Here is a 13,343-nt window from a genome sequence, read left to right on the forward strand (position 1 = left end):
CTGTTCTTTTTAGCCCTTCAGCGGCCCGACTAAAGTCGGGCCTTTTCACTTCAGTCGTGGTACCGCTTTTCACCGGCGCGAATCGGTACTTGCAGCTTGTTGATCGGTAGCGGTAACGGACAGGTAGCGTACTGGGTGAAGGCGCACGGCGGGTTCTCAAGCCGGTTGAAGTCGAGCCACACTTCGCCTGGTTTCGACAGGCTGTTGCTCGGCAACTCGGAGTAGAGAGACCGCGCTGCTCCGTAGGTTTCTGTTTGGCTGGTGGTATCGCGCAGGACGAAGAAGAGTTCTTTGGCGTCGGGCTTTTCGAGCAAAGGCTCGAGCTTCAATGTCTGCCCATTCAGTGTGAACTCGACGAGGCCGGGAGCGGCCATGGTCTGATCAATTCCGATAACGCTCGGGATCGTTCGCGTCTGCGGACTGTCGTAAGGAATGTACTTCGCGTGGACGCGATAAGCAGGATCCGGCGCGTACCAATGCAGTCCCTTGAAATCGACCCGCGCTCGAGCAGCCGAATCCTTTATTCGCACCCCGTAGCGGTCTCCTCGATGAATGATCGTGATGAAGAGAGTGCCGACCGTCAGCTTCGAAGGCTGTGGGTCGGTGTCTGCAAATAGAGGAACGGCTGTGACGGGAGGAGTTCCGTTAACGGTGAGGTCTTGAGCGAAGCCGGCCGACGGAGGCTGAAGCAGCAGGGAATTGTTGTCGAGGCGAGTGACCCCCAGCTGTGCGGGCGATGATGCAGGCAGTTTGATGTCGTTGGTGCCATCGGAACCAAGTTTGTTGTCCCCAGGCTTCAGCCAATCCAAGCCTACAACCGCCAGCCAGCCATCGGGCGCGGACAACTTCTGCGCCCGCTTTGCGCGCCATTGCAGCAGGTCATGCCGCCATGCATTCGGAGCCGAGGCCTTGGGCGTTTGAGCGACCGCCGGAACGAAAAGGGTACAGATCAAAGCAAACGTAAGCAGCCTCATAGCGAAAACATTATCTCCGGTTCCGAGATAAAACGCGCGCTACGGTTTGCGGCTGAGGCCGTTTATGAACTCCATCAATGGCGCGGAGCTTCGTGAAGTACGACATGGTGTTTTCCATCCGCGTCGAGTGTCCAAACTTCCAGCGCAAACGAATCGCTGCTTTGGGCAGGATCGACGGCATGCTTCAACGGCCCGAAGGTCTGCGCAATGCCGACGCCGCCGGGTCCGGCAGTGAAGACCACAAGCTCCTGGGAACTCGATGCGCCGGTGAGCATGAGGCGATACCCCTGCTTCGGAGTGAGGCCTGTGGCCGCGATCTGCAGGTTATCAATCGGGCCGATCGGATTCACGACTACGCTGGCGTGAGTCGACGGACTCGCTGACGAAGCCGAGACCATCTCGATGTGCAGAGCGTCGGTTGCAGTGCTGAATGGCTTCAGACTCGCTGTTCCTGCATCTGAGGAGGCGGCGCCGGGAACGTAGACTAGCGCCTGGGGCAGTTGCCCTACTGGAATCGTCGCAATGACGCGGTTCGTGGCAGTGTCGATGGCCTGGACGGCGTCGCCGTTCTCGAGGCCAATGTAAACGCGCTTTCCATCGCCCGAGCCCCAAATGCCGTGCGGCAAGTCTCCAACTTGAATTGTGCTTACCAGCTTCGGTTCCGCGCCCGATCCGCGCTGGTAGACAAGCACCTCATTCTTCCCACCTACGGTGACGTAGGCGAATTTTCCTTTGCTGTTTTCGATCAGGGTTACGTGGTTGGTGATCGGTCCGGTCTCGAGAGTCGCGATGGTTTTAAACGGAGGCTGCGCGCTGATGATCTGGGTTTTGCCAGTATCTTTCAGGGTGAACCACACCTCGTCTTGATCAACGGCCAGATTTGGCGAGAACGGGCTGACCTGGGGAATTCTAGCGATGACGCGATAGGTGGAGGTGTCGATAACATCGAGCTCCGGCGTGAAACTGGAGGGGACGAAAGCAAGCTTGCCGTCGGGACGGAACAGGACCATCCCAGGTCCATTCGCGGTTTCAATGCGGCGGACTTCCTTCATTGCGATCGGATCGATGACGCTGACGTAGTTTTCTCCACGTACCGCCACCCATAGTTCTTTGCCGTCCGAGGTAAAGAATCCTTCGTGCGGCGACCGTCCGACATAGACCGTGCCCTTGACGGTGTTGCTCTGCGTGTCAATCAACGTAACGGCATTCGATCCGATCGAGATGACGTCGATCGTCTTGTGGTCGGGCGAAAAGCCCAACCCGTGCACCAGAAGCTGGCCTCGGTAGAGCGGACTGATAGCCGTGGGCACGTTTTCGCCCAGCCGAATCTCGCCAAGAAGCCGGTTCGCTACGGGATCGATCACGCTAACGGTGTTGGAGGTTTGGTCCGCGGTGTAGACGCGGTCGACGGATTGCGCCGCGCCGCACAAGCTTAAGCCAAGCAGCGCGGGTATCAGTGCGATGCGCATGGTGCTTCTCCTGTTTTTAAGGATTGTCGCTTGCCCAACCAAAGATTCATGGCGTCGATCTCGGATTGTTGATCCACGAGGATTTCCTGTGCGAGTCGACGCATCACTGGGTCCGTTCCATAACGCAGCTCGGCTTTCGCCATATCGATAGCGCCGCGGTGATGAGGAAGCATCATCGCCGCAAAATCGCGGTCTGTGTCGCCGGTCATGCAAACCGATGCCATGTCTTGGTCCATGGTGGACATACTGCGTGTCATCTCGTCCATGAAGCGGTGGTCGGCGACCGACATCTGGGCGGCCGCGCCTAACGCGAACCCAGCGATCAGCAGGGCAGAAATAAGCGCAATGCGAATTGGAAAGGAAGGGGTCACAAGTGTCCTGGATGACGATGCTAGCGTTTGGATCCGCTGACCGCTAGAGACCAAGGTATAGGGTGCCGCGGGAGGGAGGAGAAGACAACGGTGCGGAAGATGGTAAGAAGTCTGGCGGAGAGGGAGGGATTTGAACCCCCGATACCCTTTCAGGTATGGCCGCTTTCGAGGCGGCTCGTTTCAACCACTCACGCACCTCTCCGCGCGCAGTTGTACACGGCCGATGTTGCCGTTTCTCTAGTCTAGCAAAAGATGAAGTGAATCGTCAGGTCTGGCGTGCGCGCTTGTCTCGGAAGAAGGCCTGCAGCATCTCCATGGCCCTCCCTGCCAGCACTCCACTCGTAATTTCCACCTGATGGTTCAACGCCGGATGGTTCAGAACTTGCAGCGCTGACTTTACCGCGCCAGCTTTGGGATCGTCGGCTGCATAGATGAGACGGCGGATGCGCGCGTGAGTGATCGCGCCGGCACACATCGCACAGGGCTCGAGCGTGACGAACAGTTCGCAATCGGTGAGGCGATAGTTGCCGAGTTCGCGTCCGGCCTCACGGATGGCGATGATTTCGGCGTGTGCTGTTGGGTCGCATTCAAATGCCGGACGGTTCCAACCGCGACCTATGATCTTGTCCTGGTACACGACAACGGCGCCGATCGGAACTTCACCGCTGGCTTGCGCGCGGGCGGCCTCGCGCAGCGCTTCTTCCATGAAGAGTTCGTCGGACATGGGACTATGCTTCGACTTCGTGGATCATGATGCGCTCGATGTCTTTGGCGCGGCCAGTCTGATCGTCGCATTCGATGATGCAGCCGCAAAGGCGGACGTCGTCAGTAGCGGCCTCGAAGCGGCTCGGCATGTTGCTGAGGAAGCGCTGCACGATCAACTCTTTTTGCACGCCGATGACGCTCGCGTAAGGACCGCTCATGCCGACGTCGGTTTGTGCCGCGGTGCCGCCGGGAAGAACGCGTTCATCCGCAGTCGGAACGTGGGTGTGCGTGCCGAGGACCGCGGTGACACGGCCTTCCAGATACCAGGCGAGCGCGACCTTCTCAGAGGTCGCTTCAGCGTGGATGTCAACGATGACTACTTTCGCTTTGATCTTCTCAAGGATTTCATCAGCCTTGCGGAAGGGGTCGTCGTTGTTGGCCATGAAGACGCGGCCTTGCAGGTTGATTACGGCGAAGGGGACGCCGCTGAATTCCCGGCCCCCGGCGGTGTGGCCCTCGTAGAATCCCCAGCCGGGAGTGCCATTCGGATAGTTCGCGGGACGCACGATCTTGTGCGCGAGACTGCCCGGATTCTTCGCGGCGTTGTTGAAGTACTCGATGATCTCTTTTTTGTCCCACACGTGGTTGCCCGTGGTAAGGGCGTCGAAACCAAGCGCGAAGAGTTCTTCGGCGATCGACGGCGTGAGGCCGAATCCGCCGGCGGCGTTCTCAGCGTTGGCGATGGCGAGATCAATGTTGCGCTCGCGGATGAGCGCGGGGATGCGCTCTTCTACAATGCTGCGACCGGGGCGTCCAAAGATGTCACCGACGAAAAGGATCCGCACTCAGCGAGGCTCCTGGGGGATTCGACAAACTATTAGCCTAACACGCGACTATGCGTCCTTCGTGCCGATAGGGATTCTTCAACTGCGCGCGCTTTGAGTGCTCCGCTCAGGAGAAAGGCGACTAATTTGCGAGTTCGGCCGTCAGCAGAAAATCGTAATTGCCGGCCGCAGAGACATGCAGGTTGCGCACTCGAACTGTATGGACGAGGACGTTGTCGAAGTACCAGAGGTTCACGTAAGGGACATCGCGATTCACGATCTCTTGCAGTTCGAAATAGGCGCGCTTGCGATCCTCTTGCTTCACCGTGCTGCGACCGATCTTGATGAGTTCGTCCACGCGAGGATTGGAGTAGAAGGTGCGGTTCTGGCGCTTCGGCGCGAAACTATCGGTGGCGAAGATGCTCTCGAAGATGTCGGGGTCTTGATTACCGCCGATCCATCGCAACGAGTGGATCTGATAGGCGCCCTTGGTTACGTCGGAATAGAAAGTGGCGAACTCAAAGGTGCGGATCTGCAGATCAATGCCGATCGCTCGCATCTGTTGTTGCAACGCGGCGGCGAGCACACGAGTGGCGCCATCGGTGGATGTTTTCATCGCCAATTGAAAACGGTTGCCGTTTTTCTTCATATAGCCAGCGCTATCCAGCAGGCGATTGGCCGCGTCAGGATCATGGGGATAACCCTTCGCGCCCGGATTGCTGGCCCAGCTTTGCGGCGGAAGCACGCTGTTCGCAGGCTTCGCCATGTCGTTCATCAGATAGTGGATGATCTCCTGGCGATCAATGGCATATGCGATTGCCTGCCGCACGCGCACGTCTTTGAGGATCGGGTCGCGCATGTTGAAGGCGAGGTAGGCGTAGTTGCTGCCCGGTGAGACGTCGATCTGGATGCTCTTTTCGTTCTGGAGCACGCGAACGGTGTCGGCTTTCAGAGCGTTGATCACAGCATCGGCGCTGCCTTTACGGAGTTCGAGGGCCTGCGTGGTTTCGTCGGGCACCACGATGAAGCGCACGCGCTGCAGGTGAGGTTTCTCGCCCCAGTACTGATCGTTGCGCTCGATCACCAGATCGCGGTCCTGGCGCGCTGAGACGAACTTGAACGGACCAGAACCAATCGGCTGTTGCGAGAAGCTGCCGGTGCTGCCGTTGGGGACGACCCCGAAGGCGCCGTCGCTCAGGTTCCAAAGCAAGGACGAATATGCTTGCTTGAGATGAAGGATGACGGTCCAGTCATCAGGCGCTTCGACGGACGAGATGCTGTTGTACGTGCTGGCCTTGGGGCTGATGAGCTTGCCGGAAATGAGAGAGTCGAGAGTCCACTTCACATCCCGTGAAGTGAGCAATTGACCGTTGTGGAAGCGGACATCGTGTCGCAGATGAAAGATGTACGTCAGCGGGTCTGGGATTTCCCATCGTTCGGCGAGAGAGGGTTGGAGGTTGAAGTGTTCGTCGCGACGGACGAGGGCGTCGAAAAGAAGTTCGTCGACGCGTTCGGATTGCGCGTCGAGGCCGATGCGGGGATCGAGATTCGTTGGGCTGCTCTCGATGATCATCACTAGCGTGTTGGGGTCGGGCTTGCTGAGCGCACAGGAAAGAGAAAACAGCAGCATAGCAACCAGCGCGAAGAGCAGCTTACGCATAGGTGATCTTGCCGAGGATCGCCGGACGAGATGCGCCGGTGGCGCTGGGTACGTTCGATGGCTGGCGTCGCCAGGTTTGATAGGCCATCACGGCGAAGGCCACAGCTTCCTTGGCTTCGATGGGCATACCGAATTCGGCGGTAGTGCGAACTTTGACCTTCAAATTTTCGAGTTCTTCGCCGAGCATACGCAGGAGCGTGGGGTTCTTCGCGCCGCCGCCGCTGACGAGGATCTCGCGATAGGTGTGCGGCTTATCGAGAAAGTTCTCAATCGCGCGGCGGATCGACATAGCGGTGACGACGGTTGCAGTGGCAACGATGTCCTGCTTCGGGATGCTGCCGCAGAGTTCGATGAAATGCGCGACGAACTCACGGCCGAACTCTTCGCGGCCTGCGGTCTTCGGCGGCTTGCGGCGGAAGAACGGACGGCGCAGCACGGCACGGGCGACTTCGAGATCAGGCGTGCCTTCGGCGGCGATGGCGCCATCTTTGTCGTACGGACGTGAGTAGAGCTGCTGCATCACGGCGTCGATGACCATGTTGCCGGGACCGGTGTCGAAGGCGACGACCTGCGAATGCTTGGCACCAGCGGGGATCGCTGTCATGTTGCCGATGCCGCCGATGTTCTGCACGATGCGGCCGAGGCGAGGACGGCCGAAGAGCAGGATGTCGAGGTACGGAACGAGTGGTGCACCCTTGCCGCCGGCGGCCATGTCGGCGGGGCGGAAGTCGCTGACGACGGGAACGCCGGTGCGAGCCGCAAGAATTGCTGATTCACCGGTTTGCCATGTGACGGCGACCTTCCGGCCGAGGAATGACTTTGCCTCGCCCTGGTGGTAGAGGGTCTGTCCGTGGCAGCCGATCAGGTCGCAACGGGAGTTATGTTTCTTGAGGGTTGCGAGCACCGCGTCAGCGTAAAGTTCGCCGAGGACGAAATTCAATCGCGCGAGGTCGGCGACAGAAGCGGCGGCGGCGTTCATCATCGCGAGGACGGCATGGCGAACCACAGATGGATACGGGTACTCTTCGTGCGCGATGAGTTTGACGCGCGTCTTGAGGCCGCGACCGACGCACTGCACGAGTGCAACGTTAATACCGTCAGCGCTAGTGCCACTCATAATTCCGGCGACGATCAAAGGGCCCGCTCCGGATTGGGGCTGCTGTAGCGAACTTCTTCGGTGAGTTCCCAGATCGTGCGACGAAGCTTGTCTACGGTGCGGAGAGTCGGCGCAGGGTTGAACTTGGCTCGCACGGCCCGCGAACGTTTCTTGAACTCGAACACGCGGCGAGACGCGGCTGCGATTTGTTTCGCAAAGGATTTGTCGCGTTCGGCTTCACGCAGCACAGCGTGAAAGCAACGCCACACAAGCGATTCGTTGTTGCAGACGAGAAAAAGATCGGCGCCGCCGCGGACTGCCTGGATGCAGGCTTCTTCGATCGAAACCGCTTTTTGAACACCTTTCATCTCCATGTCGTCGGAACAGATGAGGTGCTTAAATCCGATCTTCTTGCGCAGGATGTCTGTCATCCAGAAACGGGAGATGGAAGCGGGGGCCTTTTCTTTCGTAGCGTTCGGGTAAACGCAGTGCGCGACCATCGCAAAGGCGATCTCGTCTTTAAGCTTGCGATAGGGAAGCAGGTCCTCTTCCCATAACGCCTTCCAGGGCTTGCTAATGGTTGGCAGCTCGTAGTGGGAATCGACAGCACCCGCGCCGAGGCCGGGAAAATGCTTGCCGCAACCGAGAACGTTTTCGTCTTTGAAGCCCTTCAAGAACTCCCTGGCGAGTTCGATGATGTGCTTGGGATCGGCTGCGATCGTTCGGCCGGCGAGAACCTTGACTGATTCGACTGTGCGCAGGTCGAAGACCGGAGCGAAGTCAGTGTTGAATCCGAGAGCGCGAGCTTCTGCTGCGAGCGTCCGAGCAAAGCGACGCATGACTTTTTTTGATCCGGTCGCCGCCACATTAGAGAGCGACGGCGCAGGAGCGACTGCGTCTCGAAGGCGATCGACGGTGCCGCCTTCGAGGTCAACGCAACGGAAGAGCGGTGTGGAAACGGCCGCCTGCGCCTCGTAGTTGAGCTTCCATGTCTGCTCGGCAGTCGCTACGTTGCGCTTGAAGAAGATGGTACCCGCCGGCTGGATCGTAGCGAGAAGCGTGCGTACGCGCGCAGACATCTCGGTGCCGTCGAAGCCGACGATCATTAGCTGGCCGACTTGCTGCTGGAGTTCCTGGAGCCGAGTAGAAGCCATGGTTTTCCCGTCAGCAGTTTACGGCATCTGTTGACATGTGTTGAACAACTTCGTGGCAGGGCTGTGGTATACAACAGGTGCGCTGGTTCGTGGGGAACCAGCGTATTTCACCGGAACGCAATGAAGAGAACGGCTGTTTTCGTAGTGCTCGCGATCGTTGCAACGTGGTTCGCTCCCGCAATGACGGGTGCGAACGCAGCAGCATCGCACGCGTGTTGTCGCGCGCACGGCGAACATCATTGCGCGGAATCTGAACCTACCGGTTCCGAGCACACACTTACCTCTGTGTGTCCGAATCGTACTGGTGCCATGCTGGCGCCCACCGCGCCAGCTTCGCCAGTGCAGTTCCAATTCGCCATTCTGCCCCACGCAACCTCCTTCGCAAGAATGGTAGCGTCCACTTCTCCGACGCAGATCGCCATCGAATCCACAGGACGCGCTCCTCCCGCTGAACTTGTCTAGTTAACCGAGACAAGTTACCGGGGAGGAAAGATGTTCAAGTACCGCATGATTGCGGCGCTGATATTCGTATTGGCAGCAATTCAGAGTTTTGCTTCGGTCGTGGGATCGGTGCGCGGAATCGTGCACGATCCGCAGCATCGTCCGCTGGACAGCGCGACAATCACGCTGACGGCACGCGGATCGGACTACCGACAGACCACAACGACGAACAGCGCCGGCGAATTCGCTTTCGCGGCCGTGCCTGCCGGCGAATATGAGATTACCGTTGTCGCAACAAATTTTCGCGCCGCTGTACAGAGCGTGCAGGTGACGGCGAGCGCCGCGCCGGTGCTGCACTTCCAACTCGCGGTGGCAACGCAAAGCCAAACCGTTGAGGTCACCGACAGCGGGGAAGGGCTCGACGTGCAGCCGGCAACGGGAATGGTGAGCAGTCGCGATATCGCGCGCACCCCCGGCGCAACACGCACGAACAGTCTTGCGATGATCACCAACTTCGTGCCGGGCGCCTACATGGTCCACGACCAGTTGCATGTGCGCGGCGGACACCAGGTTAGCTGGATGATCGACGGCATTCCGGTGCCGAATACGAACATCGCGAGCAATGTCGGACCGCAGATCGATCCCAAGGACATCGATTATCTCGAGGTGCAACGCGGCGACTACTCGGCGGAGTTCGGGGATCGCGCTTACGGTGTGTTCAACGCGGTGACGCATAGCGGCTTCGAGCGCAATCGCGAGGGTGAACTGATCCTCAACTACGGCAGCTACAACCAGACCAACAGTCAAATCAATGCGGGCGATCACACACAGACTTTCGCGTGGTATGCGAGCTTGAGTGGCAATCGCACCGACGTTGGACTGGAGACACCGACGCCGGAAGTGCTGCACGACATGAACAGCGGCGTGAGTGGGTTTCTTTCGCTGATCTGGAACAAAGGAAACCACGATCAATTTCGCGTAGTGAGTTCCGCGCGCAACGATTTTTACCAGGTGCCGAATACTCCGGAGCAGCAGGCAGCCGGGGTGGCGGACACCGAGCGCGAACACGATGTGTTCCTGAACGGCGCGTGGGTGCATACGACGGCGTCGAATACGGTCTTCACCTTGGCCCCGTTCTATCACTTGAATCACGCTGCTTACGATGGCAGCGCGGCGGATGATCCGGTGATTCCTGTTCAGGACCGCACCTCGCAGTACGCGGGCGTGTTTGCAGCGGCGACGCTGGTGAAGGCTAAGAACACGCTGCGGCTTGGCACGCAGATGTATGCGCAGCACGACAACGCATTCTTCGGCGTAACGTGCAGCGAGAGCGGACTGACAGCCGAGACGTGCGGACCGGATGCGGATCCGCCATCGCCAACCGCGGTGAATGATCGCGTGACGCCGTGGGGCGGCGTGGAAGCGGTGTTCGCCGAAGACACTTACAATCCGCTGCCGTGGCTGCGCGTGAATGGCGGGCTGCGCTTCACGCACTTCGATGGCGAGATCAGCGAGTCTTCGGTCGATCCGCGAGTGGGGGCGCAGATCAGGCTGCCGCACTTGCAATGGGTGCTGCACGGGTTCTACGGGCGCTACTATCAGCCTCCACCGCTGGCGACGGTCGGAGGGCCGATTCTCGAACTTGCGAACCAGCAGGGCTTTGGCTTCCTGCCGTTGAAGGGCGAGCGTGACGAGCAGTGGGAAGCGGGCGTCTCCGTGCCGTTTCGCAAATGGCGCGGCGATGTCAGCTACTTCCAAACCAAAGCGAGGAATTTCTTCGACCACGATGTGCTGGGGAACTCGAACATTTTTTTCCCGCTGACGATCGCACGGGCGCACATCCATGGAACGGAAGTTACAGTGAACTCGCCGACTGTATTCGGCCGCGCGCAGTGGCACCTGGTGTTCTCCCGTCAGTGGGCGGAAGGATCGGGCGGGATAACGGGTGGCCTCACCGATTTCTCACCGCCGGAGGAGGGAAGTTTTTTCCTCGACCACGATCAGCGCACGACGATTGCGACCGGGATGACGGTGAACTTGCCGTGGCGGACTTGGGTATCTGCGAATTTCGCATTCGGGTCCGGATTCCTTTATGAGGATGGGCCGCAGCATCTTGGGTCGAACAATACCGTGGACCTGGCAGTGACGAAGTCGATCGGGGAGCGATGGAGTATCGGAGCTTCGTTCATCAATGTGGCGGATCACCGGTTCCTGATTGACGCCGCCAACACCTTCGGCGGGACGCATTGGTCGGAGCCGCTGCAGGTGACGGGGGAAGTGAAGTATCGATTTAAGTTCTGACCGGGGGTACCCCCTCCCCCACCCTCTATTGTTTTCAGCAACTTAGGCTATACAATCTTCGCAAATTCCTCTTTCTAAAGATAGTTAGAGGTAAATTCCTCTCGGCGTAGGAGTTAGGTCCCTAAAATCCACATCTTTAAACACGGAGGTCACGAGGGGGACACGAAGGAAAGCGGGGAAAATGGGCGGAAAATCTCGTAGAAAACGCTGCGGGGACGCGAAATTTTGCGAGTTGAGCGCGTTTTTTTGCACGTTTCAGAGCAATTTTTGGGGGTCGAGAAAACAGCGGATTCTTCGTCGGGCTCCGCCCTCCTCTGAATGACAAGAGGCTGCTGTGGAGGTTGAGGTGACTGTGCGGGCTGGCCGCTGGCTTTTCAAAGAGCTAGTTGTCGCTGCTGGGAATGTCCCACATGCGCAGAGTATCGAGTGTGGAGGGAAGGGGCTGTGATGGGGCGCACGCGGGTGCGTGTGGTGGGTCACAATGGGGGCATGACAAAGATGACCGCGGAGCGCGTTAAGGAACTGCTGGGCCTGAAGCCATTAGCAATCGAAGGCGGATATTTTTCGGAGACCTATCGTGCGGAGCAGGTGATTGCGCGTGAAGCGCTGGGTGACGAATATGGCGGGGCTCGGCGTGTTTGCACCGCGATTTATTACTTGTTGGAGCCGGGCGAGTTTTCTGAAATGCATCGGGTGAAGTCGGACGAGATTTTTCATTTCTATCTTGGCGATCCTGTGGAGATGTTGCAGTTGTGGCCGGATGGATCGACGCGTCGGGTGGTGATTGGAACGGACCTTGATGCCGGGATGCAACCGCAAGTCATCGTGCCGCGCGGCGTGTGGCAGGGATGTCGATTAATCGCCGGCGGAAGTGTGGCTTTGATGGGGTGCACGGTAAGTCCGGGATTTGAGTATGCGGATTATGAGAGTGGGAAGCGAGATGAGTTGGTGCGCGGATGGGGATCTGTGAAAGATATGATCGAGGCGCTTACCCGAACATAATCGCCTGTCTTTTCGCTGAGCGAATTTTCGCGTTCGTGTATCGATAGGGGTCCTTCGACTCCGCGTGCTTCGCACGCTTCGCTCAGGATGACAGGGCTCAATGGAGCTCTAGAACAATTGGGGTGTGATCGGACGGCTTTTCAAGTTTGCGGGGTTCAGTGTCGATGTGGCACTTCGCCAGGCGAGGTTTCAGTGACGGTGAGAGCAGGAAGTGGTCGATGCGGATACCGCGGTTGGTTTCGAAGGCTTTGCGGAAGTAATCCCAGAAGGTGAACTGACCGGTTTCCCCGGGATGCAGCGTGCGGAAGGCGTCGGTGTAGCCCATGGCGAGGAGAGCGCGATAGCGTTCGCGAGGCTCGGGCTGGAAGAGGGCATCGCGAATCCACGAGGATGGTTTGTGGCAGTCGATATCTTCCGGAATGATGTTGTAGTCGCCGGCAACGACCGTCGGGATGTCGTCTTTGAGCCAGCTTTGCATTTCCTGGATTAAGCGATCTAACCACGCGAGCTTGTAGCTGAACTTCTCGGTGCCGATGGGATTGCCGTTCGGCGCGTAGATGTTGACCACGCGCAGGCCGTCAATGCGGGTTTCGAGATAGCGGGCGTGGCTATCGGCTTCGTCGCCACGCAGGGCGGTGCGCACGGTTTCGACCGGCAGGCGCGAGAGCACGGCGACACCGTTGTAGGCCTTCTGGGTGACGGCGGCGGCCTGGTAGCCGAGCGCATGAAAGGCTTCGGCAGGGAACTCGGTGGCTTTGAGTTCCTGCATGAGCAGGACGTCGGGATGGTTCTTGGCGATCCAGTCGCTCACGATGCCGAGGCGGGCGCGGATGGAGTTCACGTTCCAGGAAGCGATAAGCACGTTGGCATCATACGACATCGTGTAACCCCTTTCCTTTACGCTAATTCCGCGATTGTGGTACCTTAATAGGGACGTGAATCGAAACGTTATTGCATAGAGCAGGAGCACACCCGTTTCAGTGTTAGCCCGAGAGCATAAAACCAATATTATCGAGCAGTACAAGACGCACGCGAACGACACCGGCAGCCCCGAGGTCCAGATCGCGATTTTGAGCACGCGGATCACCGAGCTGACGGACCACTTCAAAGCGCACAAGAAGGATCACGCTTCGCGCCGCGGTCTTTTGATGATGGTCAGCAAGCGTCGCAGCTTGCTCGACTACCTCAAGAAGTACGATACCGAGCGTTACAAGTCTGTGATTCAGAAACTCGGCATCCGCAAGTAACGCTTGCCAAGAGCTGATCAGCAATCCGTACGCGTTCGAACCAAATCACCCGCTCTGTGACCCGTGTGTCTGAGAGCGGGCGTTGCTGTTGGGCTATTC

The 13,343-nt window shown here is 58.6% G+C and carries 12 protein-coding genes and 1 tRNA gene; 3 read left to right on the forward strand and 10 right to left on the reverse strand.

Features of this window, described 5'->3' with window-relative positions:
• Window positions 1-50: 50 nt before the first annotated feature.
• From ACID345_RS10190 to nagZ, 9 genes are all read right to left on the reverse strand, one after another.
• Complete coding sequence (locus tag ACID345_RS10190; RefSeq protein ID WP_011522785.1) at window positions 51-974, reverse strand: DUF1684 domain-containing protein; 924 nt, start codon at window positions 972-974, stop codon at window positions 51-53.
• Between the two features lie 74 nt (window positions 975-1,048).
• The gene (locus tag ACID345_RS10195; RefSeq protein WP_011522786.1) at window positions 1,049-2,443 is read right to left on the reverse strand and encodes a YncE family protein; all 1,395 of its coding nucleotides are present in this window, start codon (window positions 2,441-2,443) and stop codon (window positions 1,049-1,051) included.
• On the reverse strand, window positions 2,428-2,814 hold the full coding sequence (locus ACID345_RS10200; RefSeq protein WP_011522787.1) for a CopM family metallochaperone: 387 nt from the start codon (window positions 2,812-2,814) through the stop codon (window positions 2,428-2,430). The genes ACID345_RS10195 and ACID345_RS10200 overlap by 16 nt, the downstream gene beginning before the upstream one ends.
• Before the next feature lie 112 nt (window positions 2,815-2,926).
• A tRNA-Ser gene (locus ACID345_RS10205) sits at window positions 2,927-3,016 on the reverse strand.
• Window positions 3,017-3,079: 63 nt separating this feature from the next.
• Window positions 3,080-3,538 (reverse strand): tRNA adenosine(34) deaminase TadA, encoded by a 459-nt coding sequence (gene tadA / locus ACID345_RS10210; protein ID WP_011522788.1) that lies wholly within the window; start codon window positions 3,536-3,538, stop codon window positions 3,080-3,082.
• A 4-nt stretch (window positions 3,539-3,542) separates the two neighbouring features.
• Window positions 3,543-4,364: a TIGR00282 family metallophosphoesterase gene (locus ACID345_RS10215; RefSeq protein ID WP_011522789.1), complete on the reverse strand. Its 822-nt coding sequence runs from the start codon at window positions 4,362-4,364 to the stop codon at window positions 3,543-3,545.
• A gap of 121 nt (window positions 4,365-4,485) precedes the next feature.
• Entirely contained in the window at window positions 4,486-6,003 is a 1,518-nt protein-coding gene (locus tag ACID345_RS10220) for an ABC transporter substrate-binding protein (protein WP_011522790.1), read from the reverse strand.
• Window positions 5,996-7,120: an anhydro-N-acetylmuramic acid kinase gene (locus tag ACID345_RS10225; protein ID WP_049762067.1), complete on the reverse strand. Its 1,125-nt coding sequence runs from the start codon at window positions 7,118-7,120 to the stop codon at window positions 5,996-5,998. Before ACID345_RS10225 ends, ACID345_RS10220 begins: the two co-directional genes overlap by 8 nt.
• Window positions 7,121-7,134: 14 nt before the next feature.
• Window positions 7,135-8,253 (reverse strand): beta-N-acetylhexosaminidase, encoded by a 1,119-nt coding sequence (gene nagZ, locus ACID345_RS10230; protein ID WP_011522792.1) that lies wholly within the window; start codon window positions 8,251-8,253, stop codon window positions 7,135-7,137.
• A 492-nt stretch (window positions 8,254-8,745) separates the two neighbouring features.
• Here nagZ and ACID345_RS10240 point away from each other — a divergent pair, with 492 nt between their 5' ends.
• Both ACID345_RS10240 and ACID345_RS10245 read left to right on the forward strand, forming a co-directional pair.
• The gene (locus tag ACID345_RS10240; protein ID WP_011522793.1) at window positions 8,746-10,995 is read left to right on the forward strand and encodes a TonB-dependent receptor; all 2,250 of its coding nucleotides are present in this window, start codon (window positions 8,746-8,748) and stop codon (window positions 10,993-10,995) included.
• Window positions 10,996-11,484: 489 nt separating this feature from the next.
• A complete protein-coding gene (locus ACID345_RS10245; RefSeq protein WP_041855597.1) occupies window positions 11,485-11,997 on the forward strand; it encodes a cupin domain-containing protein in 513 nt (170 codons plus the stop codon).
• A 97-nt stretch (window positions 11,998-12,094) separates the two neighbouring features.
• Here ACID345_RS10245 and xth read toward each other — a convergent pair whose 3' ends face one another.
• Window positions 12,095-12,877, reverse strand: coding sequence for an exodeoxyribonuclease III (xth, locus tag ACID345_RS10250; RefSeq protein WP_011522795.1), 783 nt, complete (start codon window positions 12,875-12,877; stop codon window positions 12,095-12,097).
• A 100-nt stretch (window positions 12,878-12,977) separates the two neighbouring features.
• Here xth and rpsO point away from each other — a divergent pair, with 100 nt between their 5' ends.
• Complete coding sequence (gene rpsO / locus ACID345_RS10255) at window positions 12,978-13,244, forward strand: 30S ribosomal protein S15 (RefSeq protein ID WP_011522796.1); 267 nt, start codon at window positions 12,978-12,980, stop codon at window positions 13,242-13,244.
• Window positions 13,245-13,343: the final 99 nt, after the last annotated feature.

The organism is Candidatus Koribacter versatilis Ellin345 (assembly GCF_000014005.1).
Taxonomy (GTDB): domain Bacteria; phylum Acidobacteriota; class Terriglobia; order Terriglobales; family Acidobacteriaceae; genus Korobacter; species Korobacter versatilis_A.